Annotated in this window: 19 protein-coding genes and 1 tRNA gene; 9 read left to right on the top strand and 11 right to left on the bottom strand. The window is 69.8% G+C overall.

Annotated elements, in window-relative coordinates:
• Positions 1–91: 91 nt before the first annotated feature.
• The gene (locus tag FBQ73_RS19040) at positions 92–298 is read right to left on the bottom strand and encodes a hypothetical protein (protein WP_138401058.1); all 207 of its coding nucleotides are present in this window, start codon (positions 296–298) and stop codon (positions 92–94) included.
• Positions 299–540: 242 nt separating this feature from the next.
• Here FBQ73_RS19040 and FBQ73_RS19035 point away from each other — a divergent pair.
• Positions 541–614, top strand: a tRNA-Gln gene (locus FBQ73_RS19035).
• A 231-nt stretch (positions 615–845) separates the two neighbouring features.
• Here the strand turns inward: FBQ73_RS19035 and FBQ73_RS19030 are convergent.
• Positions 846–1,535: a fumarylacetoacetate hydrolase family protein gene (locus FBQ73_RS19030; RefSeq protein WP_138401057.1), complete on the bottom strand. Its 690-nt coding sequence runs from the start codon at positions 1,533–1,535 to the stop codon at positions 846–848.
• A 170-nt stretch (positions 1,536–1,705) separates the two neighbouring features.
• Between FBQ73_RS19030 and FBQ73_RS19025 the strand changes: the two genes are divergently transcribed.
• Complete coding sequence (locus FBQ73_RS19025) at positions 1,706–2,689, top strand: LLM class flavin-dependent oxidoreductase (protein ID WP_138401056.1); 984 nt, start codon at positions 1,706–1,708, stop codon at positions 2,687–2,689.
• Positions 2,690–2,702: 13 nt separating this feature from the next.
• Here FBQ73_RS19025 and FBQ73_RS19020 read toward each other — a convergent pair whose 3' ends face one another.
• Positions 2,703–3,155, bottom strand: coding sequence for a GNAT family acetyltransferase (locus tag FBQ73_RS19020; protein ID WP_138401055.1), 453 nt, complete (start codon positions 3,153–3,155; stop codon positions 2,703–2,705).
• Positions 3,152–4,189: an L-threonylcarbamoyladenylate synthase gene (locus FBQ73_RS19015; protein ID WP_138401054.1), complete on the bottom strand. Its 1,038-nt coding sequence runs from the start codon at positions 4,187–4,189 to the stop codon at positions 3,152–3,154. Before FBQ73_RS19015 ends, FBQ73_RS19020 begins: the two co-directional genes overlap by 4 nt.
• Positions 4,190–4,340: 151 nt before the next feature.
• On the opposite strand from FBQ73_RS19015, the gene FBQ73_RS19010 reads away from it, so the two are divergent.
• The gene (locus FBQ73_RS19010; RefSeq protein ID WP_138401053.1) at positions 4,341–6,131 is read left to right on the top strand and encodes an acyl-CoA dehydrogenase; all 1,791 of its coding nucleotides are present in this window, start codon (positions 4,341–4,343) and stop codon (positions 6,129–6,131) included.
• 6 nt (positions 6,132–6,137) lie between these two features.
• Here the strand turns inward: FBQ73_RS19010 and FBQ73_RS19005 are convergent, their stop codons facing one another.
• Entirely contained in the window at positions 6,138–7,181 is a 1,044-nt protein-coding gene (locus FBQ73_RS19005) for a hypothetical protein (RefSeq protein ID WP_138401052.1), read from the bottom strand.
• A gap of 166 nt (positions 7,182–7,347) precedes the next feature.
• Here FBQ73_RS19005 and FBQ73_RS19000 point away from each other — a divergent pair, with 166 nt between their 5' ends.
• From FBQ73_RS19000 to FBQ73_RS18985, 4 genes are all read left to right on the top strand, one after another.
• A complete protein-coding gene (locus FBQ73_RS19000; RefSeq protein WP_246089777.1) occupies positions 7,348–8,355 on the top strand; it encodes a TIM44-like domain-containing protein in 1,008 nt (335 codons plus the stop codon).
• A 76-nt stretch (positions 8,356–8,431) separates the two neighbouring features.
• Positions 8,432–9,421: an ABC transporter ATP-binding protein gene (locus FBQ73_RS18995; RefSeq protein ID WP_138401051.1), complete on the top strand. Its 990-nt coding sequence runs from the start codon at positions 8,432–8,434 to the stop codon at positions 9,419–9,421.
• Positions 9,418–10,179: an ABC transporter permease gene (locus FBQ73_RS18990; RefSeq protein ID WP_138401050.1), complete on the top strand. Its 762-nt coding sequence runs from the start codon at positions 9,418–9,420 to the stop codon at positions 10,177–10,179. The genes FBQ73_RS18995 and FBQ73_RS18990 overlap by 4 nt, the downstream gene beginning before the upstream one ends.
• Positions 10,180–10,217: 38 nt before the next feature.
• Positions 10,218–10,676, top strand: a complete 459-nt coding sequence (locus FBQ73_RS18985) for a carboxymuconolactone decarboxylase family protein (protein ID WP_138401049.1) — start codon at positions 10,218–10,220, stop codon at positions 10,674–10,676.
• 42 nt (positions 10,677–10,718) lie between these two features.
• Here FBQ73_RS18985 and FBQ73_RS18980 read toward each other — a convergent pair whose 3' ends face one another.
• Both FBQ73_RS18980 and FBQ73_RS18975 read right to left on the bottom strand, forming a co-directional pair.
• The gene (locus tag FBQ73_RS18980; RefSeq protein WP_138401048.1) at positions 10,719–12,197 is read right to left on the bottom strand and encodes an NAD-dependent succinate-semialdehyde dehydrogenase; all 1,479 of its coding nucleotides are present in this window, start codon (positions 12,195–12,197) and stop codon (positions 10,719–10,721) included.
• Positions 12,198–12,354: 157 nt separating this feature from the next.
• On the bottom strand, positions 12,355–12,576 hold the full coding sequence (locus FBQ73_RS18975; protein ID WP_138401047.1) for a hypothetical protein: 222 nt from the start codon (positions 12,574–12,576) through the stop codon (positions 12,355–12,357).
• A gap of 198 nt (positions 12,577–12,774) precedes the next feature.
• Here FBQ73_RS18975 and FBQ73_RS18970 point away from each other — a divergent pair, with 198 nt between their 5' ends.
• On the top strand, positions 12,775–12,981 hold the full coding sequence (locus FBQ73_RS18970) for a hypothetical protein (protein ID WP_138401046.1): 207 nt from the start codon (positions 12,775–12,777) through the stop codon (positions 12,979–12,981).
• 12 nt (positions 12,982–12,993) lie between these two features.
• Here FBQ73_RS18970 and FBQ73_RS18965 read toward each other — a convergent pair whose 3' ends face one another.
• Positions 12,994–14,304, bottom strand: a complete 1,311-nt coding sequence (locus FBQ73_RS18965; RefSeq protein WP_170218978.1) for a cobyrinate a,c-diamide synthase — start codon at positions 14,302–14,304, stop codon at positions 12,994–12,996.
• Between the two features lie 50 nt (positions 14,305–14,354).
• On the opposite strand from FBQ73_RS18965, the gene FBQ73_RS18960 reads away from it, so the two are divergent.
• The gene (locus FBQ73_RS18960) at positions 14,355–15,485 is read left to right on the top strand and encodes a cobalt-precorrin-5B (C(1))-methyltransferase (RefSeq protein WP_138401044.1); all 1,131 of its coding nucleotides are present in this window, start codon (positions 14,355–14,357) and stop codon (positions 15,483–15,485) included.
• Positions 15,486–15,493: 8 nt separating this feature from the next.
• Here FBQ73_RS18960 and cobM read toward each other — a convergent pair whose 3' ends face one another.
• The 3 genes from cobM to cbiE are packed head-to-tail and all read right to left on the bottom strand — an operon-like array spanning position 15,494 to position 17,885.
• Positions 15,494–16,255 carry a precorrin-4 C(11)-methyltransferase gene (gene cobM, locus FBQ73_RS18955; protein WP_138401043.1) on the bottom strand — a complete coding sequence of 254 codons (762 nt, stop codon included), beginning with the start codon at positions 16,253–16,255 and terminating at the stop codon, positions 15,494–15,496.
• Positions 16,252–16,641 carry a cobalamin biosynthesis protein gene (locus tag FBQ73_RS18950; protein ID WP_138401042.1) on the bottom strand — a complete coding sequence of 130 codons (390 nt, stop codon included), beginning with the start codon at positions 16,639–16,641 and terminating at the stop codon, positions 16,252–16,254. The genes cobM and FBQ73_RS18950 overlap by 4 nt, the downstream gene beginning before the upstream one ends.
• On the bottom strand, positions 16,638–17,885 hold the full coding sequence (cbiE, locus tag FBQ73_RS18945) for a precorrin-6y C5,15-methyltransferase (decarboxylating) subunit CbiE (protein ID WP_138401041.1): 1,248 nt from the start codon (positions 17,883–17,885) through the stop codon (positions 16,638–16,640). Before cbiE ends, FBQ73_RS18950 begins: the two co-directional genes overlap by 4 nt.
• Positions 17,886–17,917 lie beyond the last annotated feature (32 nt).

The following is a 17,917-nucleotide window of genomic DNA, read 5'->3' as shown; positions in this document are numbered from 1 at the left end:
CCTTGCGGTGGGCGGGACAGGCACTGGGAGGAAACGCGGAAGATGTCACGCTCCGGGCAACCGAGCCCGGAAAGGCAGAAGCAGAAGAGGCTCAGAGACCGCGGACAACCAGCTGTGCAATCTCGTCGCGGGTGCAGCCGAGCTTGGCGAGTTCGCTGTTGGGCATGCGGCGGAGCTGCTCATAACGGGCCGCCATCTGGCGGGCTTCGGCAATGGCGGAAGCCACCTTGGAAGCCGCGGCGCCCAGGCGCCCGAACAGCCCGAATTCGCGGGAAGGAGTTGCAGTGATCGTGGCCATTTTCGCCTCCACTTGGAGAGTGGCTCCAAATTCGATGACCGCAACATAAGCCAGGTGCGTGCGCTGCAACAGCATCGATTGTGCATGGCACCAATGCGGATACCGTATACCAGAGCGGGTCCGCGGCAGGCTGTGGATGACTCGAAAGCCTATTGAACCGGGGCGGAGAATTGCGTATAGACCCCACCTGCCTTTCGGGGCACGCGTCCTTGGCCACCTCGGTGGCGCATAGAGGGCGGCGTTGGGGGATAGTTCAACGGTAGAACCGCGGACTCTGACTCCGTTAATCTAGGTTCGAATCCTAGTCCCCCAGCCAATCCCGAACTCGCAAACATCTTTCTCCGCCATTGAGCCGGCCCTTCATTGAGGCGAGCCGGGCTTTGCGTCCGTGCTGCTTTTGGGCCCATCCGCTGGCTGAGACAGGGGCCTGATGGCCCCTGTCTCTATCGGGCCAGAACAAGGCCGCCCGGACACTGGCTGCGACCTGGGTCCGGGGCCGGCGTTGGACGACTTGGGTTAGACGACCTGATCGCAGGCGCCTCGGCTCTCACACCACCGTGAGGCGGAGTTCACCCACGCCCTCCACGCCGCCTTCCAGCACGTCGCCCTTGGAGATGGGGCCGACGCCCGCCGGGGTGCCGGCGAAAATGAGGTCGCCGGGGGCAAGGCGGAACAGGGTGGAGAGGGTGGCGATCATCTCCGGCACCTTCCAGATCATCTGGTTGAGGTTGCCCTCCTGCTTCACGGACCCGTTGATCTTCAGGAAGATGCGCCCCGCGTCGGGATGGCCGATGGTGGCCGCCGGCACCAGGGCCGAGCAGGGCGCGGCCTCCTCGAACGCCTTGCCCACTTCCCACGGGCGGCCGAGCTTCTTGGCCTCGCCCTGCAGGTCGCGGCGGGTGAGGTCGAGGCCCACCGCATAGCCGAACACGCAGTCCAGCGCCCGCTCCAGCGGAATGTCCTCGCCGCCGGCCTTCAGCGCCACCACCAGTTCGATCTCATGGTGCACGTCCTGCGACATCTTCGGATAGGCGATGGTCGCGCCGTGGGGCACCAAGGTGTCGGGGTTTTTCTGGAAGAAGAAGGGCGGCTCCTTGTTGGGATCATGGCCCATCTCCACCGCATGGTCGGCGAAGTTGCGGCCCACGCAATAGATGCGGTGGACCGGGAAGTGATCGTCGCTGCCCACGATGGGAAGGGTGGGGACGGCGGGCGGCGCGAAGACGTAAGAAACCATGGCAAGGCTCCGGGGAGGGGTTCCTTTCCATAGGACGCAGGCGACGGGGAGGGAAGGGCGTCCGCCGTTCCGTCGGGGGTGCCTTGGCGACAGAGTTATATCCAATGTAATATAGCTTTTTGGCGCCGCTTCGGCGCCAGCGCTCTTCATTGCCGCTCCCGGAGGTTGCCATGCGCATAGGATTGTTCTGCACCTACGAGAATCCGCAGCTCGATTACGCCAGCGCCTTCCGGGAGCAGACCGAACTGGTGGAGCGGATCGAGGCCCTCGGCTTCGAGGAGGCGTGGATCGCCGAGCATCATTTCAATCCGCAGGCGGCAAGCCCCTCCTGCCTTCCCATCCTCGCCTATCTCGCTGGTCGCACCTCGCGCATCCGCCTCGGCTCTGCGGCGGTGCTGCTGCCGCTGCACAATCCCATCACGGTGGCCGAGGACGTGGCCACCGTCGACATCCTCTCCGGCGGGCGGTTCGAGTTCGGCGTCGCCAAGGGTGGTCCCTTCCCCATGCAGATGAAGCATTTCGGCGTGGCGAAGGAGGATGCGCGGGACCGTACATTGGAGGCGCTCGACCTGATCGAGGCGCTGCTCGACGGCGCGTCAGTGACCTTCAAGGGCCGCTTCTACGCGGCGGAGGGGCTCGAGCTGGTGCCGCGGCCGGTGCAGAAGCCCGTGCCTGTCCACATGGCGAGCGCCACGCCGGAGACGGTGGCCCTCGCCGCCCGTCGCGGCTACGGGCTCATGGCGGCGCCGCCCTTTCCGCTCAAGGGGCTGGCCGCCAATCTCGCCCGCTACCGCGAGACCGCGCCGGATGGGGACCCGCGCCTCACGCTCATCCGCTTCCTGCATCTGGCGGAGAGCCGCGCGCAGGCGGTGGAGGAGGCCAAGGCCTTTCTCGCCCCATTCGTGGAGCGCATGCGCGCCACCACCGCACAGGTGCGGCCGGACTGGACCCCCTGGTTCGAGCTTGACCGCATGATCGCGGATTCGCTCATCGGCACCGAGGCGGACGTGGCGGCGCAGGTGGCAACGCTGGAGCGGGAGTTCGCGCCGCGCACGTTGGTCCTCAAGCCGATGGCGCCAAGCTATGCCAAGCGCCTGAGCGACCTTGAGACCTTCGCCGCCCGCATCCGTCCGCAGCTTCGCGCGGCAGCCTGAGGCGTCGGCGCGCCTACTTCCCGTCGAGGCGGCGGGAGAAGACGACGCGCGGCTCCTCCAGATAGCCCACGGCGGAATAGAAGCCGCGCACGGCCTCGTTGTCCGGGCGCACCAGCAGCATGAGCTTGGGCACGGCGCGGGCGCGCAGCCAGTCCTCAGCGGCGGTGAGCAGGGCGCGGCCGAGGCCCTTGCCCTGCAGATTGGGCTCCACCGCAAGGTAGTAAACCCAGCCGCGATGGCCGTCATGGCCCACCATCACCGAGCCCGCGAGCGCCCCGTCCCGCCGCGCCACCAGGATGGTGGAATGGGGTCCGCGCCGCGCCAGGGCGATGTCGGCGAAGGGGTCGTTCCACGGGCGTGTCAGGCCGGCGCGCTCCCACAGGGCGGCAAGCGCCGGCGTGTCGGTGTCCTGCGCATGGCTGAAGGCGAAGCCCTCAACGGCGGTGGTGGCGAGGGTCTCGGTCATGCGGGGATCTCGCTTCCGGAAGGGTCTTGGGAGGGGCGGGGCGCGGCGGCGCGCGCGAGGCGGTCGTAAATGGCTTCGCCCAGGCCGGTGCGGGGCAGCGCCACCACGGCGATGGCGGCAGCACCGGAGGCGTCCAGCGCCCGCAGTGCGCCATAGAGCCGGGCGGCGGCCTCCGTGAGATCACCAGACGGGCTGAGGTCGAGCACCGTTCCGGCGGCCGGCGTGCCGTCCGGCGCTGCGCCGGCGAAGGTGAGCAGGGCTTCGCCCGGAGCGACCCGGGCAGCGTCGAGCCGCAGCGCGGCGCGGGGCGCGTAGTGGGAGGCGAGGCGGCCGGGTGCCATCGGGCGGGCGTCGTCGCTCGCGCCGGGCCGGGCGATGGGCTGGCCGAGGGCGGCCTCGATCTCCTCCCGCGCCAGTCCGCCGGGACGCAGCAGCACCGGCACTTCGCCAGTCACATCGAGAATGGTGGATTCGACCCCCACCAGGGTCGGTCCGCCGTCCAGCACCATGTCGATGCGGCCGGAAAGGTCGTCCATCACATGGGTGGCGGTGGTGGGGGAGACATGGCCCGAGCGGTTGGCGCTGGGCGCCACCACCGCCCCGCCGAATGCCGCGATCAGCGCGGCGGCATCGCCATGGGCGGGCACGCGCAGCGCCACCGTGTCGAGCCCCGCCCGCGCCAGCTCGCAGACGCCGTCGCCGCCGGCATAGGGCACCACCAGCGTCAGGGGCCCGGGCCAGAAGCGGTCCGCGAGGATGTTCGCCGCCCGGTTGAAGGTGCCAAGCCGGCGGGCGCCAGCGGCATCCTGCGTGTGGGCAATCAGCGGGTTGAAGGCCGGGCGCCCCTTGGCGGCATAGAGGGCGGCGACGGCCTGGGGGTTCGCCGCATCGGCGCCGAGGCCGTAGACCGTCTCGGTGGGAAAGGCCACGAGACCGCCGGAGGCCAGGAGCCGCGCCGCCTCGGTGATGGCGCCGGGGGCGGCGGCCGGCAGCAGGCGGGTCGGGCGCGTCTGGGGCGGAGCGGGAGAAACCATGATGCCTTCAATCCGCGCGTGTCCGACCAATGGGCCTGGGCGCGCCTCTTGACGAAGCCGGCCGGCGCCGCGATGTGGGAAGCCGAACGTCGCGTGCTTAGAGCGCGCCCCGCGGGGCCGGTCAAGCGCATGCCGCACACGGGAGGGTCACATGAGCTATCGCGCGCCGGTGGAAGAGGTCGCCTTTTTTCTCAAGACCTGCACGGCCCTTCCCCTGCTGATGGAGCAGGGCCTCGTGGACCTCTCCTTCGACGTGGTGGATCCGGTGCTGGAAGAGGCCGGCAAGTTCGCGGCTTCCGTCATCGCCCCCCTCGACAAGGTGTCCGACAAGCAGGGCTGTACCCTCAAGGATGGCGCCGTGACGACCCCCGAAGGCTGGCGCGCCGCCTATGAGGCCTGGACCGCCGCCGGCTGGAGTTCGGTCGCGGCGGAGGAAGAGTTCGGCGGCCAGCACCTGCCCACCTCGGTGACCTCGGCGCTCACGGAATTCTGGAACTCGGCCTCACCCGCCTTCGGCATCGGCGGCGTGCTGACCATGGGCGCCATCGAGGCCCTCACCGCCCACGGATCCCCCGAACTGCAGCAGACCTATCTCACCAAGATGGTGGCCGGCACCTGGACCGGCACCATGAACCTCACCGAGTCGCAGGCGGGTTCCGATCTTGCCGCCCTGCGCGCCAAGGCGGTGAAGCAGGCGGATGGCACCTATCGCGTCTTCGGCACCAAGATCTTCATCTCCTACGGCGAGCACGACATCGCCGAGAACATCGTACACTTGGTGCTCGCCCGCCTGCCGGATGCGCCGGCCGGCACCCGCGGCATCTCCCTGTTCCTGGTGCCGAAGGTACTCGTGAATGCGGACGGCAGCCTCGGCGAACGCAATGACGTGGTCTGCGCCGGCATCGAGCACAAGCTCGGCCTTCATGGCTCGCCCACCTGCACCATGGTGTTCGGCGAAAAGGGCGAGGGCGCCATCGGCTATCTGGTGGGCGAGGAAAACCGCGGCCTCGCCTGCATGTTCACCATGATGAACAACGCCCGCCTCGCGGTGGGCATCCAGGGCGTGGCGGTGGCCGAGCGCGCCACCCAGCGCGCCTTCGCCTATGCCAAGGATCGCCGGCAGGGCAAGGCCGCGGGCTTCGAGGGCTCGGCCCCCATCATCGCCCATCCGGACGTGAAGCGCATGCTGCTGACCATGCGCGCCGAGACTGACGCCGCCCGCGCCATCTGCCTGAAGACCGCCGACGCTCTCGACCGCGCCCGCCGCCTGCCCGACCCCTCCGCCCGCGCCGCCGCGCTGGCCGAGGCGAGCCTTCTGACCCCGGTGGCCAAGGCTTTCTCCACCGACATCGGCATCGAGGTGGCGTCCACCGGCGTGCAGGTGCACGGCGGAATGGGCTATGTGGAAGAGACCGGCGCGGCCCAGCATATGCGCGACGCCCGCATCTTCGCCATCTATGAGGGCACCAACGGCATCCAGGCCATCGACCTCGTGACCCGCAAGCTGCCGCAGGAGGGCGGCGACGTGGTGAATGCGGTGATCGCCGATTATCGCGACATCGCCGCCGAGGTGGCCGCGCTGAATTCTCCGGATTTCGGCCATACCGGGGTGCGGCTCGCCGAGGCGATCGATGCGCTCGCCCGCGCCACCCTCAAGATTCTGGACTGGCTGCCGAGCGACCAGGCCAAGGCGCTGGCCGGGGCAACGCCCTATCTGCGCCTGTTCGCCCGTGCCGCCGGCGGGGCCTATCTCGCCAAGGTGGCGCTGGCCGCCTATGCGGAGCGCGCGGCGGGCGGAACCGATCCGCGCCTTGCCGCGCGCATCGCTCTTGCCCGCTTCTTCGCGGAAAACCTCGCCACCGAGGCGAAGGGGCTGGAGGAATCCGTCACCAGCGGCGCCAATGGCGTGCTGGAGGCGGAGGCGGTGCTCGCCGTCGCCTGAGGTTTCTCAGCGGCTGGTGAAGCCGTCGAAGACGAAGTCCGGCGCGCTGGTGTTGTGGCGGGAGGGCACGAGGCGCCCCGCCCACAGCATGGCGACGTTGTCGGCATCGGTGAAGCTCAGCACCGGGGCCTCGCCGATGGTGGCGGGCGCCCCGGTCTTCGCCAGCGTCCGCCAGGAGACGCGGGCCACATCCGCATTGCCCTCGGTCACATACATGGAGCGCAAAGCGGCGAAGGTGCGCGGCGCCGTGCCGTCGAATTCCGCTTCCAGGGTCAGCGCATCGCGATCCACGTCGGCGATCTTCAGCCGGGCCTTGCCGCCGTCGGCAAACGACAGGGTGAAGGTGCGCGTCTGCGGCGCGAAGCCGATCTCCTTCAGGCGCACCAGCGGGCGCTCGGCCTGCTCCACCGGACCCAGCAGGAAGGACGAGCCGTAGGCGGTACTGGCGAGGTGCGCCGGCGACAGCGGCCGCGCCCGCCAATAGCCATCCGGCGGATACACCACCAGCACCTCTTCCGGCTGCTGGTCTTTGCCGCGCACCCACAGCTGCACCATGTGCAGGCCCTGCGTCGCTTCGGTGCCCACCCGGAACGGCACGGTCGCTGCACGCCAGAACGAGGGGAAGATGAAGCCGGTGAGCCACAGGTCCGGCGTCTCATAAATGGTGATGCGCTTCGGCGCCGGGATCGCCGTGGGCGGCGTTCCCGCCGGCGCGGGGGCGGTGGCCGGCACCACGGGATCAGCGGAGAAATCACAGGTTTCGAAGTCCGGCTCGGTCCGGTCGACGCGCAGCATGCCGGCATAGGCGGGGTGGCGGGCGATGATGCGGAACCGGCTCACCTTGTCGGAGACGAAGGACAGCGTGACGTTGTCGGTCTCGGCGCAGGTGGCGGCCACGCTCTCGTTGCGCACGGTGACGCCGATAGGCTCGGCCCGCGCGATCGGCGCGCCGAGAAGGGCGCAGCAGGCGAAAAGGCCCAGGATCGGTTTTGTAAACCTGTTCCCGGCAAAGGCGTTTCTGGCAAGGGCACGCACGGCAGGGACGGGCATCAGGGGCTCCGGGAAGCGACGGCGTGGCAGGCCGGGCGACCATATCAGCGCGGGCTCAGGTCGCAAACGCGAAGCCGAGGCCCTCGCAATCGGTGCGGCCTCCTCCTATATGAATGGCCATGTGACGTTGCGGCATTTGCCCGGCGTCGGAGAGGATCTGATCGGAATGTCCATGTTTCGCAAGCGGACGGTTCTGGCGGCGCTGGCCGTCGCGGGCGCGTTGACCCTCGTCGCCGCGGACCATGCGGAGGCGCGGCGCGCCGGCTCCATCGGCAGCCGGGGAACCCGGACCTATCAGACGCCGGCCGCGACCCCCACGGCGCCGGGGACGGTGGCGCCGGTGCAGCGCTCCACCACTTCGCCACAGACGGCGCCTTCCGCGGCGGCCCGGCCGCAGGCCGCCGCGCCGCGCTCTTCCATGTTCGGCAATGGCTTTGCCGGCTCACTCATGCGCGGCCTGCTCATCGGCGGTCTCATCGGCATGCTGATGGGGCAGGGACTCGGCGGGCTTGCTGGTATCCTGGGGCTGCTGCTTCAGGTGGGCCTCGTGGTGGGCGGCGTGATGCTCATCATGCGCCTGCTGCGCCGTTCCCAGCCGGTTCCCGCCGCTGCCGGTGCGCGGGGGGGGGCAGGCTCCGGCGGGCCGCGTCCCGCCGCTCCCGGTGACTGGCGCGCCGCCAGCGTGCCTCCGGCGGCGAGCGTGCCTCCGGCCGCCAGTGCACGGACGCCTGGCGTGCAGGACGAGATCGGCCTCGCCGCGGCGGATTTCGATGCGTTCGAGCGTCTGCTCGGTATCATCCAGGGCGCGGTCAGCCGTGAGGACCAGGCCGAACTTCGCGCCAACACCACGCCGGAGATGTTCGGCTACCTCGCCGACGAACTGCGCGAGAATGCCGAGCGCGGGGTCCGCAACGATGTCTCCGACGTGAAACTGCTTCAGGGCGACCTCGCCGAGGCGTGGCGGGAAGGCAACCGCGAGTACGCCACCGTCGCCATGCGCTATGCCAGCCGCGACGTGATGCTGGATCGCAAGAGCGGCCAGCTTGTCTCCGGGGATGCTGCGGGCGTGGGAGAAAGCACCGAGGTGTGGACCTTCGTGCGCGACCGCGTCGCCGGTCCCACGGGCGGCGGGGCAGCGGGGCTTTGGCGCCTCAGCGCCATCCAGGGCGCCTGAGCGGCCTTGCGCGTCTGCGTGAGAGGAAGGCGGCGGGGCTTCCCGCCGCCGCCGTGACGTGGTCTAAAGCGCCCCCATGAGCGCTTCCGCGACCCGCGACTCTTCCATGATCGCCACCCCCGGCGCCTCCAGCAGCGTCATCACCGTTTCCGGCCTCGGCAAGACCTATGCGACGGGCCACGTGGCCCTAAAGGATGTCTGCCTCGAGATCCGGCGCGGCGAGATCTTCGCCTTGCTCGGGCCCAACGGCGCGGGCAAGACCACCCTCATCTCCGTCATCTGCGGCCTCGTGAACGCCACCGCCGGCAAGGTGGAGGTTGCAGGATACGATATCGTCGCGGACTATCGCGCGGCGCGCTCCCGCATCGGCCTGGTGCCGCAGGAGCTGACCACCGATTCGTTTGAGAGTGTCTGGGCCACGGTCAGCTTCTCGCGCGGCCTGTTCGGCCGCAAGGCGAACCCCGCTTATATCGAGAAGGTGCTGCGCAGCCTGTCCCTCTGGGACAAGAAGGATGCCCGCATCATGACGCTCTCGGGCGGCATGAAGCGCCGCGTTCTCATCGCCAAAGCGCTGTCCCACGAACCGGAGGTGCTGTTCCTCGATGAGCCCTCCGCCGGCGTGGACGTTGAACTGCGCCGCGACATGTGGCGCCTCGTGCGCGAGCTGCGCGACGAGGGCGTCACCATCATCCTCACCACCCACTATCTGGAGGAGGCCGAGGAGATGGCCGACCGGGTGGGGGTGATCGCCAAGGGCGAGCTGATCCTGGTGGAGGAGAAGGCGACGCTCATGCGCAAGCTGGGCAAGAAGCAGCTTACCGTCGAGCTGACCGCGCCGCTCGTCGCCCTGCCGCAGGCGCTGGCCGACTTCGGGCTTGCCCTTTCGGACGACGGCATCCGCCTCACCTACACCTATGCGACCAACCGCGAGGGGGACGACGACGGCCTCTCCATCGCCGGCCTGCTGGCCGCACTCTCGTCCGAGGGCATCGCCTTCAAGGATCTCCATACGGAGCAAAGCTCCCTCGAAGACATCTTCGTGAGCCTGGTGAGGCGCGAGCCGTGAACCTGCAAGCCATCGCCGCCATCTACGGCTTCGAGATGAACCGCACCCGGCGCACGCTGGGGCAGAGCGTGGTCTCGCCGGTGCTGTCGACCTCGCTCTATTTCGTGGTGTTCGGCTCGGCCATCGGCCCGCGCATGGCTGAAGTTGGGGGGGTCGCCTATGGTGCCTTCATCGTGCCGGGGCTGATGATGCTGACGCTGCTCACGCAGTCCATCAGCAACGCGGCGTTTGCCATCTACTTCCCGCGCTTCACCGGCACCATCTACGAGTTGCTGTCGGCGCCGGTCTCGCCGTTCGAGATCGTGGCGGGCTATGTGGGGGCGGCGGCCACCAAGTCCACCGTGCTGGGGCTGATCATCCTCGCCACCGCCTCGCTGTTCGTGCCGCTGGAGATCCGCCATCCCTTCTGGGTGCTGGGCTTCCTGGTGCTCACGGCGGTCACCTTCTCCCTGTTCGGCTTCATCATCGGCATCTGGGCGGACGGGTTCGAGCGGCTGCAATTGATCCCCATGCTGGTGATCACGCCGCTGACCTTCCTCGGCGGCACCTTCTATTCCCTGGACATGCTGCCCCCGGTGTGGCGGACGGTGACGCTGTTTAACCCCGTGGTCTATCTGGTATCCGGCTTCCGCTGGAGCTTCTTCGGCCATTCGGATGTGCGGGTGGAGGTGAGCTTCGCCATGACGCTGGCCTTCCTTATCGTCTGCCTCTTCACGGTGCGCTGGATGTTCCGCACCGGCTACCGGCTGAAGAGCTGACAGCGAAGCCTGCGATCTGCGAACCGAAAGGAAGCCGCGTGACCGACACTCTGTCCCGCCCCACCTACAAGGCCTTCACCGAGCGTGCGCCGGATGTCTATGCCGGCCTGTCCGCCCTCACCAAGGCGGTGGACGCCTCCGGCCTCGACAAGGGGCTGACCGAGCTGGTGAAGCTGCGCGCCTCCCAGATCAACGGTTGCGCCTTCTGCTTGAAGTTCCACCTGGGCGTGGCGCGGAAGGCCGGCGTGCCGCAGGACAAGCTCGACCTGCTCGCGGCCTGGCGGGATGCGCCGGCATTCTCGGCGCGGGAACGGGCGGCGCTGGCCTATGCGGAAGAGCTGACGCTGCTTGAGGCGGAAGCCGCCTCTGACGCGGCCTGGACGGCGCTGCTGCTGGAATTCTCGGAGGATGAGGCGGTCTTCCTGACGGTGACCATCGCCTCCATCAACGCCTGGAACCGCATCGGCATCGCACTGCGCTTCGCGCCGCCGGCCTGATGCGGGACGCCCCGGGCGGCGAACCGCCCGGGGGTGGCGGGCTCAGAGCCCGCCGACGCACATGTACTTGATGTTCAGATAGTCGTCGCAGCCGTACTTGGAGCCTTCGCGGCCCATGCCGCTCTCCTTCACGCCGCCGAACGGGGCGACCTCGGTGGTGATGACGCCGGCATTGATGCCGACCTGGCCATATTCCAGCTTTTCCGCCACCCGGAAGGCGCGGCCGAGGTCCTTGGTGAAGAAGTAGCAGGCGAGGCCGTATTCCGTCGCATTGGCGTAGGCGACGGCCTGCTCCTCGGTCTCGAACTTGAACAGCGGGGCCAGCGGGCCGAAGATCTCGTCGCGGGCAAACGCCATGTCCTGGGTGGCGCCGGCCAGCACCGTGGGCTCGAAGAAGGTGCCGCCGATGGCCGGCTGCTTGCCGCCGGTGAGAACGGTGGCGCCCTTGTCCAAGGCGTCCTTCAGCAGGCGCTCCACCTTGGCCAGCGCGCGGTCGTCGATGAGCGGGCCGGCCACCACGCCTTCGTCCAGGCCGTTGCCCACCTTCAGCTTCTTCGAAGCTTCGGCGAACTTGGCGGCGAAGGCGTCATAGATGCCAGCCTGCACATAGAAGCGGTTCGCGCACACGCAGGTCTGGCCCACGTTGCGGAACTTGGAGGCGATGGCCTGCTCCACGGCCAGGTCGAGGTCGGCATCGTCGAACACCAGGAACGGCGCGTTGCCGCCCAGCTCCATGGAGATCTTCTTCATGGTGTCGGCGGACTGCTTCATCAGCAGCTTGCCCACGGGGGTGGAGCCGGTGAAGGTCACCTTCTTCACCAGCGGGTTGGAGGTCATCTCGCCGCCGATAGCGGGGGCCTCTCCCACCACGATGTTGACCACACCCGCCGGGATGCCGGCCATCTCGGCCAGCACGCCCCAGGCCAGGCCCGAATAGGGGGTCAGCTCGGAAGGCTTGGCCACCACCGTGCAGCCCGCCGCCAGCGCCGCGCCGATCTTGCGCGACAGCATGGAGGAGGGGAAGTTCCACGGCGTCACCGCCGCCACCACGCCCACCGGCTCCTTGGTGACGAGGATGCGGCGATTGCCCCACGGCGAGGGGATCACGTCGCCATAGAGGCGCCGGGCCTCTTCCGCGAACCAGCGCACATAGCCGGCGGAGGCGCCGATCTCGCCCTTGGCCTCGGCCAGCGGCTTGCCCTGCTCGGTGGTGAGGATGGCGGCCAGCTCGTCCGCATTCTGGGTGATGAGGTCGGCCAGCTTGTGCAGCTTCACCGCGCGCTCGGCGGCGGTGGTGGCGCGCCAGGTCTTGAAGGCCTCGGAGGCGGCCTCGATGGCGCGGCGGGTCTCGGCGGCACCGGCCTTCGGGATGGTGCCGATGATCTCGCCGGTGGCGGGATTGTTGACCTCGATGGTCGCGCCGGAATCCGCGTCCACCCAGGCGCCGCCGATCAGCATCTTGTCGCGCAGCAGCGCGAAGCGCGCGGTTGCGGAACGGGAAACGGGCTGGGGTGCTGCCATGGGAAGGCTCCTGAGGGGCATGAAGGACCGGGGCGATCGAACGCCCGCGTTGGATATACGATATAGGACGGAACGGCCAGCGCGGCGTCCAGCCGACGAAGGCGGTTCCTCGCCGCATGCTGGCATTCGCGCCCGGAGGTCTCAGCGCACGCGACTCTCAACGCACGCAGGTGATGGAGTGGAAGGGAACGACCTGCTCCTTCTGCCCGTTCCCGGCGGCCACCTGGCACCGCAGATAGTCGCGGCCCACGCTCAGGGGCGCGAAGCCGGTGAGGGTATTGCCCCCCACCACCTGGATGATGATGGCCTGCCCATCCTTGTGGCTGACGATGTCGAGGATGGCAGCACGGAAGTCGTCTTCCTTGAACTGACACTGCATGACGTCCCTCCCGGGGATCGGCGGCGCGCCCTTCCGGCGCCCGGCGGCGCGCCTGCAGACGAGACTATAACGCGCAAACGCCGGTCCCGGTCATGCAGTGAATGCATGCGACGCGACGGTCCCATTCACAGTTGATCGGTGTCAAAAGCGGACCCAACGGAAGGGCGTATCAAGGGGCGTCTGCCGCGGAGCCTCACCATGCTTAAGATTGCGATTCTCGTCTGGCTCATTCTGGGCACCACCTTTGCCGGCGCTGCCATCCTGTTCGTGCTGGCCATGCCGTCCTTGGCGGGGCAGGACATGCGCCTCATCCCCATCGCTGCCGCCATCGGCGCGGTCGCCGCTATTCCGGCGGCTTATGTGGTGGCCAAGCGCATCCTCGCTGTCACTGCCAAGCAGGCGTGAGCGACGCAGGGGTCAGTCCCGCGCGATGGCGTGGAAGAAGCCGCCCGTGACGGTGCCGCGCCGGCTGCCGGCGGGGCCCAGCGGGCGGCCTTCGGCGTCGGATAGCTCGGCGAGTGCATCCCCGCCGCGGGTGAGCACGGTCGCGTAGTGAAACTCGTGGCCGCGCACCGTCTCCCCCACCGCCCCAAGGGGGGAGGGGGACACAAGGCGCGCCGCCCGATAGCCGAGGTTCATCTTGCGGTGGGCAAAGCTGGTCTCAAGGTCCAGGAGGCCGAGCATGGCGTGGGTGCTCCCCTCCGCGTCGGTCAGCGCGTGACCGAGGGTCATATAGCCGCCGCACTCCCCGTGCACCGGCTTTGCTCGCGCGAAGCGGCGCGTGCCTTCAAGGAACCGGCCCGCCGCCGCCAGCCGGCCGGCATGAAGCTCCGGATAGCCGCCGGGCAGCCAGCACACGTCGCAGGACGGGTCCGGCGCCTCGTCGCCAAGCGGTGAGAAGGGCAGGATCTCCGCCCCCAGCGCCCGCCAGCCGGCCAGTAGATGGCCATACATGAAGCTGAAGGCCGCATCCTGCGCCAGCGCGATCCTTTGGCCGGGCGGCGCAATCAGCGCGCCCGCATCTCCCGCAGCAAGGTCGAGCGGGCCGGCGGCAGCGCGGATGCCGTCGAGGTCGAGATGGCGCTCGCCGAGATCGGCCAGGGCTTTGAGCCGGGCCGCGAGGTCGTCGGTCTCCCCCGCCTGCACCAGGCCAAGATGGCGCTCCGGCAGCACGATGGCCGCCTCGCGCGGCACGGTGCCGAGGATGGGCACGCCCAGTGGGGCGATGGCCTCGCGGATCATGCGTGTGTGCCGCTCGCTGCCGAGCTTGTTCAGCACCACCCCGGCGATGCGCACGCGCGGATCATGGGTGAGGAAGCCGCGCAGCACCGCAGCGGCTGTCTGCGATTGCCCCGATACATCGAGCACCAGCAGCACCGGCAGGCCGAGGCGCGCGGCGATGTCGGCCCCCGCACCAGTGCGGCCAGCTTCGGTCGCCACCCCGTCGAACAGGCCCATGGCGCCTTCCGCCACCAACAGCTCGGCGCCCTGCGCGGCGGTCGAGGCGAGGTGGTCGACGAGGGCCGGCGGCATGGCCCAACTGTCGAGATTGAGCCCCGGCCGTCCGGTTGCGGCGGCATGGAAGGCCGGGTCGATATAGTCCGGCCCCGATTTCGCCGCCCGCACGGCGACGCCCCGCCGCGCCAGCGCCGCGAGCAGGGCGAGGGTAATCGTGGTCTTGCCCGAGCCGGAGCGCGGGGCGGCGATGAGGAGGCCGCGGGGTGTCACCATGCGGTCCCCCCTTCCACAGTCCGTCTGGCCTCTCTATCAAGGCGGTCATGAGCGACGTGCCGAGCGACGGTTCCGAAGGCGCCCCCACCGACCGGCCGCTGAAGCGCGGCTGGACCACGGGCACCTGCGCCGCCGGCGCGGCAAAGGCCGCCTTCGCGGCGCTTGTCACCGGCGCCTTTCACGATCCGGTCGAAGTGGAGCTGCCAAACGGCGCCCGTCCGGCCTTTGCCCTCGCAGTGCAGGACCTTCAGCCCGACAGCGCCATGGCCGGCATCGTCAAGGATGCGGGCGATGATCCGGACGTGACCCATGGCGCCCTCGTGGGCGCCACGGTCCGGCGCGGGGCAGCGGGCGCGGGCGTCACCTTCCGGGCCGGGGAGGGGGTGGGCATAATCACGCGGCCGGGCCTGCCCATCCCGCCGGGCGAACCGGCCATCAATCCGGTACCCCGTCGCATGATCGCCGCCGGCATCGCCGAGGTGGCGCGGGCGGCGGGCGTCGCGGCCGACGCGGAGGTGGAAATCTTCATCGCCGACGGCGCGCGCCTCGCGCTCAAGACGCTCAATCCGCGCCTCGGCATCGTCGGCGGGCTCTCGGTGCTGGGCACCACGGGCATCGTCGTGCCCTATTCCTGCGCGGCGTGGATCCACTCCATCCATCGCGGCATCGATGTGGCCCGCGCCATGGGGCTGGACCATGTGGCCGGGGCCACCGGCAATGCCTCCGAACAGGCGGTGCAGAAGCTCCATGGCCTCGACGAGGTGGCGCTCATCGACATGGGCGATTTCGTCGGCGGCATGTTGAAATATGTGCGCGCCCATCCGGTGGCCAAGGTGACGGTGGCCGGCGGCGTCGCCAAGATGACCAAGCTCGGGCAGGGCTTCCTGGATCTCCATTCCAAGCGCGGCCGCGCCGACATGGAGGCCCTCGCCACCCTCGCGTCGGGCGCGGGCGCCGGGCCAGACCTCGCGGCGCGCATCGGCGCCGCGCACATGGTGGCGGAGGCCTTCCAGATCGCCCGGGCCGCAGGCTTCCCGCTGGGCGATCGCGTGGCCCGCGCCGCCTGGGCCACCGCCGCGCGGGCGCTTGGCCGGGCTGACGTGGCACTGGAGATCGTGGTGTTCGACCGCGATGGCACGCTTATGGGACGCGCGCCCTTCGCCCCAGCGCAGGCCTGAACGGCCGCTCATTCCCCGCCCCCGCGAAAGCGGCGGACATAGGCGGTGTCATAAAGCGCGCTCTCGCGGAAATCCTGCGCCGCCAATGCCCGCCCCACCAGGATGAGCGCCGTGCGCGGGATGGGGTCGACCTCAAGTTGGGCCGCGATGTCACTGAGCGTTCCAGTGACGACCCGCCCATCCGGCCAGGAGGCCTTGGCCACCACCGCCACCGGGCAGTCGGCGCCGAGCACCGGGGTCAGTTCCGCCACCACCCGGTCGAGGGCGTGAATTGCCAGATGGATGGCAAGCGTCGCCCCCGTGGCGGCGAAGGCGGCAAGGTTCTCCGTCGCCGGCATGGCGGAGGCGCGGCCCGAGACGCGGGTGATGACGAGGCTCTGCGCCACCTCCGGCACGGTGAATTCCCGCTTCAGCAGCGCCGCCGCCGCCGCGAAGGCGGGCACGCCAGGCGTCAGCGTATAGGGGATGGACAGCCGGTCGAGCCGGCGCATCTGCTCGGCCACTGCGCTGTAGACAGAGAGGTCGCCGGAGTGCAGCCGCGCCACATCCTCTCCCGCTTTGAAGGCGCGCACATATTCAGCCTCGATCCGGTCGAGGTCGAGGGGGGCGGTGTCCACAATTCGGGCGCCGGGCGGGCAGTAGTCCAGCAGCTCCGGTGCCACGATGGACCCGGCATAGAGGCAGACCGGGCAGCGGGCGATGAGATCGCGCCCGCGCACGGTGATGAGGTCCGCCGCGCCGGGTCCCGCGCCGATGAAATGAACGGTCACTCTTCTTCTTCCTCCCGCCGGGCGAGGGCGCAGGTGACGGGCCCCAGCGCGAGGCGCGGCCCCAGAAGTCGTGCCGTCGCGCCGGCGGCGGCCAGCGCCGCTGTCTCCGCCGCAGAGGGCACGCGCAACAATGCGATCACCCGCTCCGAGCGGGTCTGGGTTCGGTTGGAGGCGGCTTCAAGCTGAGTCTGCGGCACCAGCACCAGCGGCAGGCCAAGCTTGGCCGCCGCCTCGCTGATGCCGGCCTCGCCCCCCTTCACCGCCGGCGCGGCGATGAGGGCCACGTCGTCCCGCGCCAGCGCGGCGCGCTCGAGGGCCGCGTCGAAGGCGGCCAGCACCTCGTCCACGCTCACCCCCCGCTTGGAGCCGATGCCGGCCACGATCATGCCCCGCCTCCCTCTGTCTTGGGCGGCTTGCCATAGCGCCACTGGGTGACCGGCATGGCAGGCCGCCAGCCGGTCATTCCCTTCACCGGCGTTGAGCGCGCCAGAGCGATGCGCACCAGATCGCCGCCGAGCCTTGCATGGGCGGCAAGGAGCACCGCTTCCGTCTCCAGCGTGACCGCGTTGGCCACCAGCCGCCCGCCCGGCTTCAGCGCCGCCAGCGCCGCCTCGAACACGCCCGGCTCGGAGGCGCCGCCACCGAGAAAGATGACATCCGGCGGGGGTAGTCCGGCAAGGGCGCCGGGTGCCGCACCCTCTACGACTTTCAGATGGGGCACGCCGAGGCGCCCGGCATTGCGGCCGATGCGGGCTGCGCGCTCCGCATGCCCCTCGATGGCGATGGCGTTGAGGGACGGATGGGCCAGCAGCCATTCGATGGCGATGGAGCCCGCCCCCGCTCCGATATCCCACAGCAATTCCCCCCGTCGCGGCGCGAGGGAGGAGAGGGTGAGGGCGCGGATCTCGCGCTTGGTGATCTGGCCGTCATGCTCGAACAGGTCGTCGGCAAGGCCGCTGGCGAGGGGCAGGAGAGGGGCGTCCGTGTCCGCCGCCACCTCCAGCGCCACCACGTTCAGCGCGGCCACGTCGGTGAAGGCGAAGGCATCGGCCCGCGTCTCGCGCACCCGCTCGGACGGGCCGCCCAGAGCCTCCAGCACCACGAGGCGCGAGGCGCCGCAGCCGTGGGCGGTGACGAAATCCGCCACCTGTCGCGGCCCGCTACCGTCCGAGGTGAGCAGGATCAGCCGCGCGCTGTCCTGCAGGCAGGGCCGAAGGCGCGCGAGCGGCCGGCCGTGGAGGGAGATAAGGTCCACCTCCTGCAACGCCCAGCCCAGCCGCGCGGCGGCCAGGGAGAAGGCAGAGGGCGCGGGGAAGGCGCGCATTTCGTCCGCCGGCACATGGCGGGCGAGGCTCGCGCCCACGCCGTAAAGGAAGGGGTCGCCCGAGGCGAGGACGCACACCGCCCGCCCGCGCGCGGCGAGAACGCCGGCAAGGCTGAAGGGGCTCGGCCAAACCTGCGCTTCGCCGGTAACGAGGTTGCCGGCAAGGGCAAGATGGCGCGCCCCGCCGAACACGATCTCGGCGCAGGAGATGGCGGCGCGCGCGGCGGGGGAGAGGCCGTCCGCCCCGTCCTCGCCGATGCCGACGATGGACAGCCAGCGCCCGGCTGGGGCACTTATGCCCGCCATGAGCGATCCCTCCGTCTCGACCCGCGCCGTTT

Source organism: Xanthobacter autotrophicus, assembly GCF_005871085.1.
In the GTDB taxonomy this organism is placed as follows: Bacteria; Pseudomonadota; Alphaproteobacteria; order Rhizobiales; family Xanthobacteraceae; genus Xanthobacter; species Xanthobacter autotrophicus.
Note: the sequence above shows the minus strand (reverse complement) of the source record. Positions and strands in the feature narration are given on the sequence as shown.

Coding starts and splice junctions, on each gene's coding strand:
- FBQ73_RS19040 (WP_138401058.1), bottom strand. CDS start 298: ATGGCCACGATCACTGCAACTCCTTCCCGCGAATTCGGGCTGTTCGGG.
- FBQ73_RS19030 (WP_138401057.1), bottom strand. CDS start 1,535: ATGGTTTCTTACGTCTTCGCGCCGCCCGCCGTCCCCACCCTTCCCATC.
- FBQ73_RS19025 (WP_138401056.1), top strand. CDS start 1,706: ATGCGCATAGGATTGTTCTGCACCTACGAGAATCCGCAGCTCGATTAC.
- FBQ73_RS19020 (WP_138401055.1), bottom strand. CDS start 3,155: ATGACCGAGACCCTCGCCACCACCGCCGTTGAGGGCTTCGCCTTCAGC.
- FBQ73_RS19015 (WP_138401054.1), bottom strand. CDS start 4,189: ATGGTTTCTCCCGCTCCGCCCCAGACGCGCCCGACCCGCCTGCTGCCG.
- FBQ73_RS19010 (WP_138401053.1), top strand. CDS start 4,341: ATGAGCTATCGCGCGCCGGTGGAAGAGGTCGCCTTTTTTCTCAAGACC.
- FBQ73_RS19005 (WP_138401052.1), bottom strand. CDS start 7,181: ATGCCCGTCCCTGCCGTGCGTGCCCTTGCCAGAAACGCCTTTGCCGGG.
- FBQ73_RS19000 (WP_246089777.1), top strand. CDS start 7,348: ATGTCCATGTTTCGCAAGCGGACGGTTCTGGCGGCGCTGGCCGTCGCG.
- FBQ73_RS18995 (WP_138401051.1), top strand. CDS start 8,432: ATGAGCGCTTCCGCGACCCGCGACTCTTCCATGATCGCCACCCCCGGC.
- FBQ73_RS18980 (WP_138401048.1), bottom strand. CDS start 12,197: ATGGCAGCACCCCAGCCCGTTTCCCGTTCCGCAACCGCGCGCTTCGCG.
- FBQ73_RS18975 (WP_138401047.1), bottom strand. CDS start 12,576: ATGCAGTGTCAGTTCAAGGAAGACGACTTCCGTGCTGCCATCCTCGAC.
- FBQ73_RS18970 (WP_138401046.1), top strand. CDS start 12,775: ATGCTTAAGATTGCGATTCTCGTCTGGCTCATTCTGGGCACCACCTTT.
- FBQ73_RS18960 (WP_138401044.1), top strand. CDS start 14,355: ATGAGCGACGTGCCGAGCGACGGTTCCGAAGGCGCCCCCACCGACCGG.
- FBQ73_RS18950 (WP_138401042.1), bottom strand. CDS start 16,641: ATGATCGTGGCCGGCATCGGCTCCAAGCGGGGGGTGAGCGTGGACGAG.
- cbiE (WP_138401041.1), bottom strand. CDS start 17,885: ATGGCGGGCATAAGTGCCCCAGCCGGGCGCTGGCTGTCCATCGTCGGC.